17 protein-coding genes and 1 tRNA gene are annotated in these 15,013 nt (G+C 65.2%); 7 read left to right on the plus strand and 11 right to left on the minus strand.

The window, feature by feature from the left end; translation table 11 throughout:
* The first annotated feature begins 83 nt into the window (after nucleotides 1-83).
* The 3 genes from E3N86_RS16270 to E3N86_RS16275 are packed head-to-tail and all read left to right on the plus strand — an operon-like array spanning nucleotide 84 to nucleotide 1,723.
* The gene (locus tag E3N86_RS16270; RefSeq protein WP_134375261.1) at nucleotides 84-917 is read left to right on the plus strand and encodes a class E sortase; all 834 of its coding nucleotides are present in this window, start codon (nucleotides 84-86) and stop codon (nucleotides 915-917) included.
* Between the two features lie 9 nt (nucleotides 918-926).
* The gene (locus E3N86_RS16955) at nucleotides 927-1,088 is read left to right on the plus strand and encodes a DUF4175 domain-containing protein (protein ID WP_146067669.1); all 162 of its coding nucleotides are present in this window, start codon (nucleotides 927-929) and stop codon (nucleotides 1,086-1,088) included.
* Nucleotides 1,085-1,723 carry an aminodeoxychorismate/anthranilate synthase component II gene (locus E3N86_RS16275; RefSeq protein ID WP_134342744.1) on the plus strand — a complete coding sequence of 213 codons (639 nt, stop codon included), beginning with the start codon at nucleotides 1,085-1,087 and terminating at the stop codon, nucleotides 1,721-1,723. Before E3N86_RS16955 ends, E3N86_RS16275 begins: the two co-directional genes overlap by 4 nt.
* 24 nt (nucleotides 1,724-1,747) lie before the next feature.
* On the opposite strand, the gene pknB is transcribed toward E3N86_RS16275, so the two are convergent.
* From pknB to E3N86_RS16310, 7 genes are all read right to left on the minus strand, one after another.
* Entirely contained in the window at nucleotides 1,748-3,457 is a 1,710-nt protein-coding gene (gene pknB, locus E3N86_RS16280; protein WP_104100627.1) for a Stk1 family PASTA domain-containing Ser/Thr kinase, read from the minus strand.
* 63 nt (nucleotides 3,458-3,520) lie between these two features.
* Nucleotides 3,521-5,224, minus strand: coding sequence for a protein kinase (locus tag E3N86_RS16285; RefSeq protein ID WP_104100626.1), 1,704 nt, complete (start codon nucleotides 5,222-5,224; stop codon nucleotides 3,521-3,523).
* On the minus strand, nucleotides 5,221-6,672 hold the full coding sequence (locus E3N86_RS16290; protein WP_104100625.1) for a penicillin-binding protein 2: 1,452 nt from the start codon (nucleotides 6,670-6,672) through the stop codon (nucleotides 5,221-5,223). The genes E3N86_RS16285 and E3N86_RS16290 overlap by 4 nt, the downstream gene beginning before the upstream one ends.
* The gene (locus E3N86_RS16295) at nucleotides 6,672-8,078 is read right to left on the minus strand and encodes an FtsW/RodA/SpoVE family cell cycle protein (protein ID WP_104100624.1); all 1,407 of its coding nucleotides are present in this window, start codon (nucleotides 8,076-8,078) and stop codon (nucleotides 6,672-6,674) included. Before E3N86_RS16295 ends, E3N86_RS16290 begins: the two co-directional genes overlap by 1 nt.
* Nucleotides 8,062-9,291 carry a PP2C family serine/threonine-protein phosphatase gene (locus E3N86_RS16300; RefSeq protein WP_104100623.1) on the minus strand — a complete coding sequence of 410 codons (1,230 nt, stop codon included), beginning with the start codon at nucleotides 9,289-9,291 and terminating at the stop codon, nucleotides 8,062-8,064. Before E3N86_RS16300 ends, E3N86_RS16295 begins: the two co-directional genes overlap by 17 nt.
* A 4-nt stretch (nucleotides 9,292-9,295) precedes the next feature.
* Nucleotides 9,296-9,880: an FHA domain-containing protein gene (locus E3N86_RS16305; RefSeq protein WP_104100622.1), complete on the minus strand. Its 585-nt coding sequence runs from the start codon at nucleotides 9,878-9,880 to the stop codon at nucleotides 9,296-9,298.
* Nucleotides 9,877-10,626: a DUF3662 and FHA domain-containing protein gene (locus E3N86_RS16310; RefSeq protein ID WP_104100621.1), complete on the minus strand. Its 750-nt coding sequence runs from the start codon at nucleotides 10,624-10,626 to the stop codon at nucleotides 9,877-9,879. Before E3N86_RS16310 ends, E3N86_RS16305 begins: the two co-directional genes overlap by 4 nt.
* Nucleotides 10,627-10,865: 239 nt before the next feature.
* Between E3N86_RS16310 and E3N86_RS16315 the strand changes: the two genes are divergently transcribed.
* Nucleotides 10,866-10,949: transfer RNA gene (locus E3N86_RS16315), tRNA-Leu, on the plus strand.
* Nucleotides 10,950-11,181: 232 nt separating this feature from the next.
* Here E3N86_RS16315 and E3N86_RS16320 read toward each other — a convergent pair.
* Nucleotides 11,182-11,535: a hypothetical protein gene (locus E3N86_RS16320; protein ID WP_104100620.1), complete on the minus strand. Its 354-nt coding sequence runs from the start codon at nucleotides 11,533-11,535 to the stop codon at nucleotides 11,182-11,184.
* A gap of 96 nt (nucleotides 11,536-11,631) precedes the next feature.
* Here E3N86_RS16320 and E3N86_RS16325 point away from each other — a divergent pair, with 96 nt between their 5' ends.
* A complete protein-coding gene (locus E3N86_RS16325; protein WP_166784794.1) occupies nucleotides 11,632-12,138 on the plus strand; it encodes a DUF4395 domain-containing protein in 507 nt (168 codons plus the stop codon).
* Nucleotides 12,139-12,264: 126 nt separating this feature from the next.
* Here E3N86_RS16325 and E3N86_RS16330 read toward each other — a convergent pair whose 3' ends face one another.
* Nucleotides 12,265-12,612: a cytidine deaminase gene (locus E3N86_RS16330; RefSeq protein WP_206751015.1), complete on the minus strand. Its 348-nt coding sequence runs from the start codon at nucleotides 12,610-12,612 to the stop codon at nucleotides 12,265-12,267.
* A 134-nt stretch (nucleotides 12,613-12,746) separates the two neighbouring features.
* On the opposite strand from E3N86_RS16330, the gene E3N86_RS17935 reads away from it, so the two are divergent.
* Nucleotides 12,747-13,100, plus strand: a complete 354-nt coding sequence (locus tag E3N86_RS17935; RefSeq protein ID WP_370295561.1) for a recombinase family protein — start codon at nucleotides 12,747-12,749, stop codon at nucleotides 13,098-13,100.
* Nucleotides 13,101-13,214: 114 nt separating this feature from the next.
* On the opposite strand, the gene E3N86_RS16340 is transcribed toward E3N86_RS17935, so the two are convergent.
* Nucleotides 13,215-13,484 carry a hypothetical protein gene (locus E3N86_RS16340; protein WP_134512300.1) on the minus strand — a complete coding sequence of 90 codons (270 nt, stop codon included), beginning with the start codon at nucleotides 13,482-13,484 and terminating at the stop codon, nucleotides 13,215-13,217.
* Between the two features lie 196 nt (nucleotides 13,485-13,680).
* On the minus strand, nucleotides 13,681-14,439 hold the full coding sequence (locus E3N86_RS16345; RefSeq protein ID WP_134512301.1) for a DUF222 domain-containing protein: 759 nt from the start codon (nucleotides 14,437-14,439) through the stop codon (nucleotides 13,681-13,683).
* 198 nt (nucleotides 14,440-14,637) lie between these two features.
* Between E3N86_RS16345 and E3N86_RS16350 the strand changes: the two genes are divergently transcribed.
* Complete coding sequence (locus tag E3N86_RS16350; protein ID WP_134401976.1) at nucleotides 14,638-14,919, plus strand: helix-turn-helix transcriptional regulator; 282 nt, start codon at nucleotides 14,638-14,640, stop codon at nucleotides 14,917-14,919.
* The last annotated feature ends 94 nt before the right edge of the window (nucleotides 14,920-15,013 follow it).

The following is a 15,013-nucleotide window of genomic DNA, read 5'->3' on the forward strand; positions in this document are numbered from 1 at the left end:
GCCTGCGATTCTAGCGTCTTTGGCTGGATCGACCGGCAGGCGCCCGGCAGAGAGGACCCACCTCCCCGATTAGAATTGAGACCATGTCCGAGCGAGCAGATCAGCCTCCCGCAGAGGCGACCCGCCACGCCCCCCGCCACAAGAGTCGCCCGCGACTCAGTGCCGTGGGGATCATCGGCGAGGTGCTTATCACGGCCGGCGTTCTCGTGCTCGCATTCCTGGGCTGGCAACTCTGGTGGAATGACATGATTATGGCCGGTCAGCAGTCGAAGGCGGCGGCCGAGATCAGCCAGACCTGGATTGACGACGAGCGGTCCAGTCGCGATCAGGCCGCGGATACCCCGCAGACAACCGACCCGGGGGAGTCGGCCCCGGCCGACTTCGGTGACCCGGTCGTCCGTGAGGCTCCCCCCAGCGCCCAATCCTTCGCCGTGCTCTACGTGCCGCGATTCGGGGCGGACTATCACCGGTCCATCGCCGAGGGGATTGGTAACAATGTGCTCAACAGCTCCCGGTCGGGGATCGGCCACTACCCCGACACCCAGATGCCCGGTGAGGTCGGCAACTTCGCCCTGGCGGCGCACCGCAGCGCTAACGGCGGTGGCATGCACCTGATCAACGAACTCCAGCTGGGCGACGCGATCTACGTTCAGACCGCCGATGGCTATTACACCTACCGGTTCCGCGACCTCGAGTACGTCGCCCCGACCGCGGTCGATGTGATCGCGCCGGTGCCGCACAATCCGGATGTGGCGCCCGTCGACCGGTTCATCACGCTCACGAGCTGCAATCCCCTGCTCTCCACGGACGAGCGCATCATCGCGTACGGTGTTCTCGAGGCGTGGCAACCGACATCTGCCGGCCCGCCGGCCGAAGTCGCGACCGTTATCAATGCCCAGGCCCAGGCCCAGGGCTAGGAGGCTCGGATGTACGCTGCTCTCTGGCGGGTTCTACCCGGACCGGTCTGGCTCCGGATCGTGCTGGTGTTCGTGTTGCTCACAGCCATGTTGTTCGTGCTTGCCACCTGGGCGTTCCCATGGGTGGATTCCATTGTCAACAATCAGGAAGTCACGGTAGGAAGCCCATGACCCGCATCCTCGTCATCGATAACTACGACAGTTTCGTCTACACGCTCAACGGCTACCTGATGGAGCTCGGAGCCGAAACGGTCGTGCTGCGCAACGATGCCTTCGAGCCGGAGGAGGCCGCGGCCCGCATCGCGGAATTTGACGGCGTGCTCATCTCACCCGGTCCCGGCAAGCCGTCCGACGCCGGCGTCTCCGTACCGATCGTGCGCGCCGCCCTCGGTTCCGGTCAGCCCCTGTTCGGCGTCTGCCTGGGGCACCAGGCGATTGCCGAGGCCTTCGGGGCCACGGTCACCAACGCCGAAGAACTCATGCACGGCAAGACCAGCCTGATCACGCACGACGGCAGCGACTTCTACGCCGGCGTGCCGCAGCCGTTCTCGGCGACGCGGTATCACTCGCTCGCCGTCGTCGACGGCACCGTGCCGAGCGACCTGATCGTCACCTCACGCACGCAGGGCGGCGTGATCATGGGGCTCCGGCACGTGAGCGCCCCCATTTTGGGTGTGCAGTTCCACCCCGAGTCGGTGCTAACCGAGGGCGGCTACCTGATGGTGGCCAACTGGCTGGTTCTGGCCGGACTGCCCGGCGCCCGGAAGACGGCCCAGGGGCTCACTCCCCTGCTGAAGCTCAGCTGAGGCAGTCAGCCGCCGGGCCGGGACTCAGTCGGCAGCCGGGCCGGTGCAGTAGACCAGCGTAACCTCGGACTTCTGGGGCACGTCGCCCGGAGCCAGGGACTGCTGGGTCACCGGCGAGCCATCCTGCTGGGGACATGTCTCATCGGGTGTGGGGATGGGGAACAACTGCACGTCGGCTGCGGCGAGCATATCGATCGCCGCGCTCAGGAGCTGACCCTCGAGGTCGGGGAGGGCTACGAGGCCGCTGGAGACGATGAAATCGACCGTGACACCGGTTTTTTCCGTCGTCGCGGCGACTGGGTCGGTTCGGAGCACCAGACCGGCGGCGATGGTCGGAGAGTTCTCCCGAGTGACCGACCCCGCGGTGAGGCCGAGGTCCGTCACCGCGGTCTGGGCGTCGGCGAGGGGCAGGTTGGTGACATCCGGGACGTCGACCGGCTGGGCGCCGGTGGAGACATAAACCTCGATCAGGTCGGTCGGCTGGGCGATCGTGCCTGCCGGAGGGTCTGTGCGGATCACCTGGTCCTTGGGCACCGTGGCGCTGGCCTCCTCGGCCCGGATCGCGGCCAGGTCACGGTCCAGAAGTGAATTCTGGGCGTTCTCATAGCTGAATCCGGTGAGCGACGGCACCCGGCGCGAGTTGTCGGGCAGATCAACGCTTGGCGTGAGGCTGAAGGCCCAGATCATGACGGAGAGCACGATGACGATGACGCTGAGGATACCGGCCCAGATCCAGATCACGGGTGGGCGGCGCTGCGTGCGCACCATGGTTTCGTCTTCGGTGAGCTGCTTGAGCGCGAGCTCGGAGCCGGAAGCCGCCAGCGGGGCAGCAGCGAACAGCCCGCCGCTGGAGTCATCGGACGTGTGGTACTCCGGAATCTGCCCTGACCCGGCCAGCTCGACGTCGGTGCGGAACTCCACGGCACTCTGGTAGCGCGTGAAACGGTCCTTCGCCAGGGAATGCAGCACGACGGCGTCGAGTGCGGGGGACACCCGGGAGTTGATCGAGCTCGGTTCGACCGGGGCTTCGCTGACGTGCTGGTAGGCGACGGCCACGGCGGAGTCACCGCGGAATGGAGGGCGACCGGCGAGCATCTCGAACAGGACCACGCCCGTGGAGTAGAGGTCGGTGCGGGCATCCACCGATTCACCCTTGGCCTGCTCGGGGGAGAAATAGGAGGCGGTGCCCAGGATCGCCGTGGTCTGCGCCACGGTCGTCGAGGAGTCGGAGATGGCCCGGGCAATGCCGAAGTCCATCACCTTGACCTGACCTGTCTTGGTGATCATGATGTTGCCGGGCTTTATATCGCGGTGCACGACGCCCGCGCGATGAGAGTATTCGAGGGCTGTCAGAACGCCGACGATGATGCGAACGGCCTCGTCGGGCTGAACCGCGCCCTCGCGGATGATGTCCTTGAGCAGTCGACCGTCGACGTATTCCATCACGATGAACGGGATCTGCGATTCGTGGCCGCCGATCTCGGAGACAGACTCCTCGCCCGCGTCGAAGACGCGCACGATGGTGGGGTGAGCCATACGGGCGGCCGCCTGCGCCTCCTGGCGGAAGCGGGTGCGGAATGCCGGGTCGGCGGCAAGCGATGACTTGAGCAGCTTGATCGCGACCGTGCGGCCGAGCCGGGAATCGGTGCCGATGTGCACATCGGACATTCCACCTCGCCCGAGGAGCGCACCCACCCGGTAACGACCGGCGAGCAGACGGCCTTCATCAGTCAAAGCATTACTCCCAGCTCGCGCACACAGTTCACCGTATTTTAGCCGTACCTTCCTGAGCCTCCGCTACGCCGCCGGGGTGACGGTGACAGGTGTGCTGGACTTCGAGTAGGCCGATGCGACCTGGCCGCAGATGTAGCGGAACTTGACCGTGAAGGTGCCGGCGTCGGGACCCGCGGTGATCTTCGTAGAGGTGGCGTCCGGGCTGATCGGGCCGGGGGAGACGGCGTCGCCGTCGGCCACGACCTCATAGCCGGAGAGGGTCTGGCCGCTTGGGCAGGACTGTGCAGCCCAGGTGACCGTGGCCTCTGCTCCGGCGGCGACCGAGGCGGGGGCGACGGTGGGCGCCGCGGTCGGGTCGTCGGGGGTGACGGCGGGGGCGTAGACCGTGACCGTGATCGTGGAACCCTTCGTCACCGGGCCGGTGGGGTTCACGTCGTAGACGGTGTCGGCGATCTGCTCCGGGGTGGTGGCCGCGTTGCCGGCTTGGACATCCGCTACGAATCCCAGCCCGGACAGCTTGTCGCGCGCCTCCGTGCTGGTCAGTCCCTGGTAGTCGGCCAGACTGACTTCGACGGTGTTGCTCGTTGGGGTCGGCGATGGCGCGGGGGTCGCCGAGGGGGTGGGCGTTTTGCTCGGGGACGGAGTCACCGATGCCGGTGCCGACGTGGTCGGCGTCTCCACCGGCGTCGTGTTGTCCTGTGTGAACAGGGCGATCAGGGTGCCGGTGAGTACGAGCGCGAGCAGGCCGATCAGGCCGATCAGCGGCCAGGTCCACGGGCTGCGCTTCTTTTCCTCGGGTTCCGCCGTCGCGGAGGCACGCGTCGCGGGCGCTCCGGTGGGCAGCACGGTCGTGGCCTGCATTCCGCCGGCGCCGGGCATCAACATGGTCGCGGAGGTGGGCGTGACGCCGTTCATGATGGCAGGCACGGATGCCGCAGCGGCCGCGATGTCGCCGCGGCGGAGGGCTGCGGCGGCACGGGACAGGTGCGCGGCCGAGGCCGGACGGTCCGCGGGGTTCTTGGCCAGGCAGGAGATCACCAAGTTGCGCACCGGCTCCGACACCGTGTCGGGCAGGTCGGGGGCGGTCTCATTGATCTGCGCCATGGCGATCGCGACCTGGGACTCGCCCGTGAACGGCCTGCGGCCGGCGAGGCTTTCGTAAGCGACGATGCCGAGCGAGTAGATGTCGGTGGTCGGCGAGGCGGAGCGGCCGCTGGCCTGCTCGGGTGAGAGGTACTGCACGGTGCCCATGACCTGGCCAGTCGCGGTAAGCGGCACCTGGTCGGCGATGCGGGCAATGCCGAAGTCGGTGATCTTGACGCGGCCTTCGGGCGTGATCAACAGGTTGCCCGGCTTGATGTCGCGGTGCACGAGTCCGGCGGCGTGCGCGGCGTGAAGTGCGGCGGCCGTCTGGGAGACGATGTCCAGCACCTTGTCCGCGGGGAGGACATGCTCGCGCTCGAGGATGGTGGACAGTGCTTCACCGGGTACGAGTTCCATCACGAGGAAGGCGCTGCCGTCTTCTTCGCCGTAGTCGAACACGTTGGCGATGCCTTCGTGGTTGACGAGCGCGGCGTGACGGGCCTCGGCGCGGAACCGCTCGAGGAACCCAGGGTCACCGAGGTACTCGTCCTTGAGAATCTTGATGGCGACCGTGCGACCGATTACGAGGTCGATCGACTTCCAAACCTCGCCCATCCCGCCAATGGCGATCCGGGACTGCAGCTCGTATCGTCCCCCGAAGGTGAGCCCTGATGTGGGTCTCATTTGTTCAGCACCGCCTCTAGTACTTCCTTTGCAATAGGTGCGGCAAGCAGATTGCCGTACCCTGTCTGGCCAAGTCCCCCGCCATTTTCAACGAGAACGGTGATCGCATATTTCGGATCCTCCGCAGGAGCGAATCCGGTGAACCACAGGGTGTAAGGCTCGTCCTCGGCGTTCTCCGCCGTGCCCGTTTTACCTGCCACCTTGACCCCGTCTATTCTTGCATTGCTGGCGGCGCCATCCTGGACTCCGTTGACCATCATTTGGTTCAGTGTTGCCGCCGTTTCGGCGCTCATCACCCGTTTCATTGCTTCCGGCTCGAAGACCTGAATCGGACTCAGGTCCGGTGCGGTCACCTTGTCGACGAGGTTGGGCGTCATCAGCTGGCCGCCGTTGGCGATCGCGGCTGAAACCATCGCCATCTGCAGGGCCGTCGCACGGACATCCGTCTGGCCGAAGGCCGAGAGTGCGGTCTGGGCGTCGTCGAGAACCGTGGGGTACACGCTTTGAGACACGTCGAGGGGGATCGAATAGTCGCTGTTGAAGCCGAACTTCTCGGCCGTGTCGCGAATGGCCTTGTTGCCCAGCTGCAGACCTAGTTCGGCCAGTGGAATGTTGCAGGAGAGACGCAGGGCGGTGGCGAGAGTGACGGTGTCCCCTCCGCCGCAGGTGCCGCCGCCGGAGTTGATGACGACCGCCGACGAGCCGGGCAGCTGGTACGTGGGCGGGTTCGGGAAGGTGCTCTCCGGGGTGAACTTGCCCGATTCCAAGGCGGCCGTCATCACGACCAGCTTGAACACCGAGCCGGGTGGGTTGAGGGTTTTGGTGGCGCGGCTGAGCAGCGGGTTACCGTCGTCGTTCAGCAGCGACTGATAGTTGTCGGTGACCTGCTGGTTGTCGTGCACGGTGAGCAGGTTCGGGTCGTAGCTGGGCTTGGAGACCAGGGCGAGGATGCGACCGGTCGCCGGCTCGGAGACGACGACGGAGCCGGTGAGGTCGCCGAGGGCATCCCAGGCGGCCTGCTGCGCGACCGGGTCGATCGTGACCTCCACAGAAGCCCCCTTGGGGTTCTGACCGGTGATCAGGGCGTTCATCTTGTCGAAGAACTGGGCGTCGGACGTTCCGCTGAGTTCGCCGTTAAGGGAATGCTCCAGCCCGGTGGGCGCACCGTTGAGCGGAATGAACCCGGTGATCGGGGCGTAGAGCGGCCCGTTGCTGTAGGTGCGCTGAAACTTGTATTCATCGTCGGCGGGCATCGACTGGGCGATCGGCTCGCCCGCGACGAGGATCGGACCGCGTTCGACGGAGTAGCTGTCGTAGAGCGTGCGGGTGTTGCGGGCATCCGCGGACAGGCTGTCTGCCTGGAAGACCTGCACGATTGTCGTGGAGACGAGCAGGGCCACGAACATGAGCATGACCACGATGCTCACTCGTTTGAGTTCACGATTCATCAGACCACCAGCCTGGGTTGGTTGCGCACCGTGTCGGACAGGCGCAGGAGCAGGGCCACGATGATCCAGTTCGCGACGAGGGAGGACCCGCCGGCGGCGAGGAAGGGTGTGGTCAGACCGGTGAGGGGAATCACACGGGTGACGCCGCCGATCACGATGAAGCACTGCAGGGCGATGACGAAGGAGAGACCCACGCCGAGCAGCTTGCCGAAGTCGTCATTGCCGGCGAAGCCGATGCGGAAGCCGCGCGCGACGAGGAGCAGGTAGAGCGCGAGGATCGCAAAGATGCCGGCCAGGCCGAGTTCCTCGCCGAGGCTGGCGATGATGTAGTCGCTTTGGGGGACGGGGGTGATCTCTGGACGCCCCTGGCCCAGGCCCGTGCCGATGAGCCCGCCTTTGGCGAGACCGAAGAGCCCCTGCACCAGCTGGTAGCTGCCGCCGTCGGCCCCGTAGACATCCGGGTTGAGGGCGTCGAGCCAGTTCTGGAACCGGCCGTTGACGTAGTCCAGGGTCTGGCTGGCGATGAGGGCACCGCCGAGGAAGAGGGACATGCCCAGCAGCACCCAGCTGAGGCGGCCGGTGGCCAGGTAGAGCATGACCAGGAATAGACCGAAGTAGAGCAGGGCGGTTCCGAGGTCGCGCTGGAAGATGATCACGGACATGGACAGCGCCCAGACGACAAGGATCGGGCCGAGGTCGCGCAGGCGCGGGAAACGCATGCCAAGAAATTTCTTGCCCACCATGGAGAGGCTGTCGCGGTTGCGCACGAGGTAGCCGGCGAAGAAGACGGCCAGGGCGATCTTCGCGATCTCGCCCGGCTGGAAGGTGGCGAAGGATCCGACGCCGATCCAGACGCGCGCCCCGCTGACCTCGCGGCCGAGGCCGGGAACGAGCGGGAGCAGCAACAGTGCCACACCGACGAACCCGGCGATGTAGGTGTAGCGGAACAGCACCCGGTGGTTGCGGATGATCAGGATGACCGCGATCGCGCAGCCGATGGCCAGGGCGCTCCACACGGTCTGGCGTACGGAGGCGCTGGCCCAGCCGGACTCTTCGTTGGCCAGGTCGATGCGGTAGATCATGGCGATGCCGAGGCCGTTGAGCAGGGTGGCGATGGGCAGGATGAACGGGTCGGCCTCGCGGGCCACGACGCGCAGCACCACGTGCATGGCCAGAACCAGCACCGACAGGCCGGCGCCGAGCAGCACCAGTGTCGTGTCGATTCGGCCGAGCGCGCCGAGCTGCACGAGCACAACGGTGGCCGCGTTGATGCCGCAGGCGATGAGCAGCAGGACCAACTCGAGGTTGCGCAGCTTCTGGGGCAGGTGCAGTCGGCGCACGCGACCTGTGCGGGGCGGGCGCGCAGGCGCATCCGTCGTCGTGGACCGGTTACTGGACGCTGGCATCTTGGAGCCGTTCGACGATGAGCAACGCATCCGCGAGGGAGGTTGCGCTAATGGTTTTTTCGACCTGCTGCCGGTCGTAGACCCGCAGTTCGGACAGCTCCAGGTCGGTGTCCTCGAAGACGGAGGACAGGGAGAGGGGGCCGAGGTCCTGCTGCACGCCCTGGAAGATGGCGACCGTGCTGCCTTCCACCCCCACGTAGTAACGGGACTGGGTCCACCGGTAGCCGAGGAAGCCGGCGCCGACGATGGCCAGAATCAGCAGGATGATGCCGACCAGCCAGGTGATCTTGCGGCGGCGGGCCCGGCGATTGTCTTCCTCGATCAGCTCCGAGAGATAGTCCTGGGAGTCAGGCTCGAAGTGCGTTTCACGCACGGGGTGCAGGCGCAAGCTCGACATGCGCAGCGCCCGGCCGCGGGTGGGCTCCTCGCCGAAGGCGAGGGGAGCGGATGCCGACCCGACCACGGTGGGCATGTCGATGCGTTCGGCGGGTGAGCCGATGTCGACGACGACGATGGTGACGTTGTCAGGGGCTCCGCCGTCGAGGCTTTCCTTGACCAGGCGATCGGCCACGCCCTGGGCGTCAAGTGGGCTGAGCAGGGCCGCGGCGATGCCCGAATTAGAGACCACGCCGCTGAGCCCGTCGGAGCAGATCAGCCAGCGGTCACCGGGGAAGGTCGCAAGGATGGAGGTGTCGATCTCCGGCGCCGATTCGACGTCGCCCAGCACGCGCATGAGCACCGAGCGGCGCGGATGCACCATGGCTTCCGCCTCGGTGATGCGGCCACTGTCGACGAGCCGCTGTACGAAGGTGTGGTCGATGGTGATCTGGGAGAGTTCGCCCTCGCGGAGCAGGTAGATGCGCGAGTCACCGATGTGCGCGATCGCCACCTCGTCTTCCAGCACGATCAGCGCGCTGACGGTGGTGCCCATGCCGGTGAGTTCGGCGTGCTCGAACACGGTCTCGGCGAGCTGCGAATTCGCGGCGATCAGCGCCGCCTGCAGGGCGAACTCGGCGTCTTGCGGGGACTGGAAGTCCCGGTCAGCATCCATGATGCGTTTGGTGGCGATCGCCGAAGCGACGTCGCCGCCGGCGTGCCCGCCCATGCCGTCGGCAACCAGGAAGAGATGGCGCCCGGAATAGCCGGAGTCCTGGTTGTTGGACCGAATCTTTCCAACGTGGGACGCGGCCGCGCTGTGACTGACTGTCGCCATGCAGCTACCGCCGAAGCTCGAAGCTGGTTGCGCCGATCTTGACGGTGGTGTTCAGGGGGACCGGGGTCGGCACGGCCAAACGGTTGCCATCCAGGAAGGTGCCGTTGGTCGAATCGAGATCCTGGATCATCCACTTGTCATGCCAGAGCATCAGACGCGCGTGGTGGGTGGACGTGTAGTCGTCACGGATGACGAGGCTCGAGTCGCCCGACCGCCCGATCGTGATCGAGTCGCCGGTGAGCGGGAACTCAGTGCCGGACTTCGGGCCGGAGGTGATCACGAGGCGGGTCGCGTTCTGGCTGGTGGCCTTGTCGTCCACGGCGGTGAACGCCGGGCCAGGCCGAGCCGTGAACTGCTCCGTCGGCGCGGAGGCCGCGGCGGCGGGAGGCTGGGTGGCGCTCGGCACGGGCGTGGCGCTCGGGAACGCGGCGGGCGCGCCGGCCGAGCCAGCGACATCCGCCTGCATCTTGCGGGCGCGCTGGCCGAACAGGTCGCTGCGCAGGGCATAGACGATGCCGAAGATGAAGAGCCAGAGCACCAGCAGGAAGCCGAGGCGCAGCACCAGCAGGGTGAGCTCACTGACGCTCATGCGGTGGGTCCCCAGAATCCGTCCATGTCGTGACGTTCGCGGCCGCCGTCGCGGTGACGCTCGGTCACCGGCTCGGAAGAGGATGCCTGCGCGATGACCCGGAAGACGATGCGGGTGCGGCCGATGGTGACGACTGAATCGGGCTCGAGGATGGCCTGCGTGACCGGTGAACCGTTGAGCTGGGAGCCGTTTGTCGAGCCGAGGTCGCGCACCTGGGCACGGGAGCCGTCCCAGAGGATCTCGACATGCCGGCGAGAGGTGCCGGAGTCGTCGATGGTGATGTCGGCGTCGCTCCCGCGGCCGATGACGGTGTGCGACTGCGTCAGGGGATAGCGCTTGCCGTTGACCTCGACCACGGGGATCCAGGCGACGCTGCCCTTGATCGTGCTGGAGTCGATCTGGACCATGCCCTCACTGAGGCCGCGATCCGCGGACAGGGTGATCGAGACGCCGCCGGCGAACTGGTAACGCTGCTCGCGGCCGTGCAGCTGCACGAGTTCGGTGAGTTCGTCGAGGAGGGTCTGGCCAAGGGCGGACATGCGCTGGAAGTCGGCATGGCTCATTCGCACCGTGAAGCGATTGGGCGCGAGAATGCGATCGCGGGACACGACCGCTGCTTTTGTGTCGAGTTCGCGACGCAGTGCTGAGGTGATTTCAACCGGTTGCAGCCCCGACCTGAAGGTCTTGGCGAACGCACCGTTGACGGCGCGTTCGAGACCCTTTTCAAAACTATCCAGAATGCCCACAGGTCTCCCGATCCGATCCTTTCGGCTATGAGCATGTTACTTGTCTCAAGTGTTAACTCACCCGCCGGGCAATACCCGGTGAGGGTTGTCATCCTACGGGAGCCAGTCCGGGTCACCATGTCGGGCGCATATCGGGCGCGTGTTCAGGATGTTCGGCACGCCGCGCAGACCTGTGTTCGCGCGGCCTGCCTGTCTCGAATGGCGTTGTGCCCTCGGAAAGTGCTAATCTGCCTAAGTTCGCGCGAGTGGCGGAATTGGCAGACGCGCTGGCTTCAGGTGCCAGTGTTCGAAAGGACGTGGGGGTTCAAGTCCCCCCTCGCGCACAGTGGGTGTTTCAGGAAATCCAGGAATGGTTGTCATGAAATCCAAGTGGACCGGTCGGTTGAGCAGAAATGCTCGGCCGGCCTTCTTCTTTTAACGACTCAGTGCGCGTTCGGTGGCCGTTTTAACGCTCGCCGCTCGGGGGTTTGCGCTTTAAACGCCAATCAGCCTGCTGGTGGGCAAGCTGAAGCGTTCGGTGCGCGGGGTGACGTTCGGAATTGGCGTTGGTTTCCGTTACTGCGGCGGTGCCAGGGCGGGAAGTGCGCTGTGTTTGTTCAGCGGTGTTCCGGTGGCTTCTTTGCGTCGGCGTCCTCGGGAGAGACTCTCGCCGCTGTCACGTTCGGCGGTCTTCACGAAGAAGTCGAATATCTTCCGCAGGTTCGATGACACGGCGGCGATGGTCGCCGCGAGGTAATTGAAGGCGAACTTCTGGAGGTGCTTCACGGCCAACCGGGGGTCCTGATTCCGTTCGGCTGGGGCTCCGGCATCCATCGGGATGGTGACGGTCACTGGTGTGACGGGTCTGGTGACGCGCTTGCCACTGGCACGGTCGATTGCCATGTAGGTGCCGGGAGTGGGAGTGAACACTCATCGCCGGGCCGGAGGCATGGGTTCGATATCCTAGGAACATTGAGATGTCTTAAGAAAAGACGAATAGCCCCTGTCTGCGAAATGGGGTTGCCTATGGCCAGCATCAAGGAATCGAAGGTGGCGGCACTGAGAGAACTAACGAAGACCAATCTGGATAAGCAGGGATTCGGAGGCCTCGATGATGAAGCCAAGTCTTGTTACGCATGGCCCCTACGATTCACACCGGCAGTGGGCACTGTCTTGATCGTTCTCGGATTGATTTTGCAGTCGCCTATCATTCTTGGATTGGGTGCAATCGTTCCTCTCACAGGTGCACTATTTCCCCGTGGCATGATTCTCGATCTGGTCTATAACTTGGTCGTTCGCCATATGTTTCGAGCTCCGGCGCTTCCCCCCACGCCGAGTCCACGACGGTTTTCCTACCTGCTGTCCACCGTGCTACTTGCAGGTGCGGCCTTGTCCTTCTATTTCGGATTATCAGCGCTGGGAATCGTGCTGGGAGGAATGGTAGCTCTCGGCGGCACAATTCTCACCACGACCCATTGGTGTCTCGGATCGTGGTTGTACAGACTAATTCTTCCTCACGCAGCAGCAAGGTGAAAAGGTCGGGTCCACGCCGCAGAACCACAGCTCGGTCGGGTTGCCTCATCAGGAACTGTCAACGGCGTTATGGGAAGCTATCCGTTCGTGAGGCACCCGGCCGTCCCGTGACAACTCATGGTCGAACTAGCCAGCAACCGAGCTCACCGCATCAGCGGTCGCTTTCTCTTCGGCAAGAACTTGGCGATCGCGGCCGCACGGGATGTTCACGCCACGCCGACTGTCGCCCACGGCGACAATCGCCGTTAGCTCGCGCGCTCCGGAGGTTCGTGCTGATCCCAGCGCGACGAGCTCAGCGCAGGAGCCACCCGTGAAATGATAAACGTTGACGCCGACGTGGATATGTCCCGTGGCATCACAAACGGCAGCCCTGACTGTGTGTACGCCGCCTTCAACGTCCGTGTTGGCGCCAATTGCCTCTTCCGCTTTCGCAATGAGTTCCAGGTCGTCACCGGTGAGTTGGCGCACATCCATTCCAGCATACGCTGTTGGGACGCCCATCGCCGACGTATGTGCTGGATCTATATCTATCGGGTGCCCGATAGCCGGACGTTCACCGATCAAGGGTCACCGGCACGAACCGGGCGCGGCCAGGACTACGAGAAGCGCTGGCTGCATGCCGGGCCGGGGACACGCTTGTGGTCACCAAGCTCGACCGCCTCGCCCGGTCACTGCGCGACGCGAAAGACTTCGTCGATGACCAGAAACTGCACCACACCACACACGGGTGTAGGCGGTTCAGGAAGGCGTTCCAGCTTTCGTGGCGCTCGCGGGCGCTACAGCGCGGTGGAGCCAGCGGAGGCGTGTCCCTCGATTCCATGAATTTTCAGAAGATTTTCGTCGAACGCCAGAGGATCGGCAAGATCATTCAGAAGAATCGCGAGGAACTACGCAACCAGCACACGGGGTCAGGCCGAAGTTTTGAGTTTTGCAATCAACCCACAGCGAACACGATGGGTTGATTGCCGTCCACCCAGTCGAACAGAAAGGCCCCCGAGAGATTGGGGGCCTTGTGTCGTTCCGGTAGTTTCAGCCCCGGTGGTCGAGCCCGTCGAGACCCGGCGACCCGTCCCGCCCTACAGGTTCGCCCGCTTGCTCGGCAGAGCGATCAGTGTCCGCTTCGGGTCAACCTCCACCGGTGGCCGCAACCAATGCTGAGTTCCGGTGCGGCTGATCGTCCAATGCTGGTTGTGCAGCAGCAGATGGTGGGGATGACAGAGGAGTACCCCGTCGGCGAGGTCGGTGTAGCCGTTGCCTTTCAACCACTCGTTGGTGTGGTGGGCTTCGCTCCAGGCCGGTGATCTGTCGCAGTCGATCCAGAGGCATCCGCCGTCACGCACGGCCATCGCGGCGCGCTGTTTCTCGGTGAAGAGTCGTTCGTCGCGGCCGACGTTGATGATCTGGCCGTTGTCGTCGAATTTGATGCCGCGGGTGCCGGCGTCGCAGAGCAGCCGGTCGATGGTTTCCTGGGAGATGGGGAAAGGGTTGCCCTCGATCTGCCCGTGAGCGGCCGGTTCGGCCGGCCCGTGTTCGTTGACCTGCTCAGTCGAAGGTGGAGAGCACGAACTCGCCGTCTTGGGGCGCGAACAGCCCGTTCAGGCGTACGTTGCCGTTGCCCAGCCGGTAGACCCGCAGGTAGCGGTCGTCGTGGGCCTGCTTCTCGCGGGCGGCGATGCCGGCCTCATCGAGCCGGTCGCGCATCCGTCTCGCCTGCTTGAACACCTGATCGGCATTCAGTGACGAGGCCTCGGTGAGCAGCGCCGCCAGGGCCACCCGGAGCTTCTCCGCGCTAACTGCCGCGTCGATCTGGCCGAGCCCTGAGCGGATCGACTCGGCCGCGTCGACGGAGAGGGTTCCGGCGGTGACGGCCCGGGCGATCGGAGCCTGCCACGGCACCTTCGACTCGAACTCGGCGACCTCGGCGGCATCCCTGTCGGGCGAGGAGAGCGCCGCCTCGACCTGCTTCTCGGCTGCTTCGGCATCAGCCATCATGGTGCCGACGGCGACCATTTTGTAGGCGTCGCCCTTCGAGGAGCCGGTCCACTTCTGGATGAGGGCCTCCGGCGAGAGAAACCCCTGCTGCGCCGCCAACCCGGAGTGGCCCAACTCCGGCCGGGACCGCCGGGCGATGGTGCCGGCCATCCACGCGGCGCGGGTGTCGAGCAGGCGGCGAGCCGCCGCGATCTGCTTCTGACCGGACAATACTGCGGCATCAGCCAGCGCCTCATAATCGGCACTCGAGGAACCCAGCAGGGCGACGGCCTCGGCCGATTGCCTGAGGTCATCCGCGAGATTGATCATGATACGAGGATACCTCAAAGCGAACACAGAGTCGAGAGTCTGTCAGTATTTAGAGACTAGATTCAGATTTTATCTCGAAGGTTTGTTCACAAGTTCAGAGAGCAGCTCACCGGGTCTCGACCAGCCCGACCACCGTGGATTCGACTGACGGGTTGGGTGGGCGATCCGAGGGGGACATCCGTCGTCTACGCTCGGGCTATGTCCAGACCGGCGCGACCTGCTCCCCGTGACCTCGTGGTGGGGTGGCCCGACGTGCCGTCGGCGGGCGCCGTCGGCGAGGTGGCCCGTCAGTTCGCGGTGAACGTGCAGGCCGCAATCGGCAAGCGGAGCGTGCGCGCCGTGGCGCGCGATGCCGGGCTAGACCACACGACACTGCTCTCGGTGCTGCACGGACGGTCCTGGCCGGACCTGGCGACCGTGGCCCGTCTGGAGAACGGTTTGGGTGTCGACCTGTGGCCGGGGCGCGTGGGCCCGCCGTAGGGCCGCCGATTGAGACCTGCGCCGCGAGGCGGGCAGGCCGGCCTGGCAGACGTCGAAGATACGTCTATCCACAGCCTTGTGGATAACCCTGTGG

It is taken from the genome of Cryobacterium sp. Hz7 (genome assembly GCF_004402815.1).
GTDB lineage: Bacteria > Actinomycetota > Actinomycetes > Actinomycetales > Microbacteriaceae > Cryobacterium > Cryobacterium sandaracinum.

Excerpts from the sequence above, each read along its gene's own strand:
- E3N86_RS16305 (WP_104100622.1), bottom strand. The coding sequence starts at position 9,880 with ATGAGCGTCAGTGAGCTCACCCTGCTGGTGCTGCGCCTCGGCTTCCTG.
- E3N86_RS16300 (WP_104100623.1), bottom strand. The coding sequence starts at position 9,291 with ATGGCGACAGTCAGTCACAGCGCGGCCGCGTCCCACGTTGGAAAGATT.
- E3N86_RS16285 (WP_104100626.1), bottom strand. The coding sequence starts at position 5,224 with ATGAGACCCACATCAGGGCTCACCTTCGGGGGACGATACGAGCTGCAG.
- E3N86_RS16290 (WP_104100625.1), bottom strand. The coding sequence starts at position 6,672 with ATGAATCGTGAACTCAAACGAGTGAGCATCGTGGTCATGCTCATGTTC.
- E3N86_RS16275 (WP_134342744.1), top strand. The coding sequence starts at position 1,085 with ATGACCCGCATCCTCGTCATCGATAACTACGACAGTTTCGTCTACACG.
- E3N86_RS16325 (WP_166784794.1), top strand. The coding sequence starts at position 11,632 with ATGGCCAGCATCAAGGAATCGAAGGTGGCGGCACTGAGAGAACTAACG.
- E3N86_RS16340 (WP_134512300.1), bottom strand. The coding sequence starts at position 13,484 with ATGGCCGTGCGTGACGGCGGATGCCTCTGGATCGACTGCGACAGATCA.
- E3N86_RS16350 (WP_134401976.1), top strand. The coding sequence starts at position 14,638 with ATGTCCAGACCGGCGCGACCTGCTCCCCGTGACCTCGTGGTGGGGTGG.
- E3N86_RS16295 (WP_104100624.1), bottom strand. The coding sequence starts at position 8,078 with ATGCCAGCGTCCAGTAACCGGTCCACGACGACGGATGCGCCTGCGCGC.
- E3N86_RS16955 (WP_146067669.1), top strand. The coding sequence starts at position 927 with ATGTACGCTGCTCTCTGGCGGGTTCTACCCGGACCGGTCTGGCTCCGG.
- E3N86_RS16345 (WP_134512301.1), bottom strand. The coding sequence starts at position 14,439 with ATGATCAATCTCGCGGATGACCTCAGGCAATCGGCCGAGGCCGTCGCC.
- E3N86_RS16270 (WP_134375261.1), top strand. The coding sequence starts at position 84 with ATGTCCGAGCGAGCAGATCAGCCTCCCGCAGAGGCGACCCGCCACGCC.
- E3N86_RS16330 (WP_206751015.1), bottom strand. The coding sequence starts at position 12,612 with ATGGATGTGCGCCAACTCACCGGTGACGACCTGGAACTCATTGCGAAA.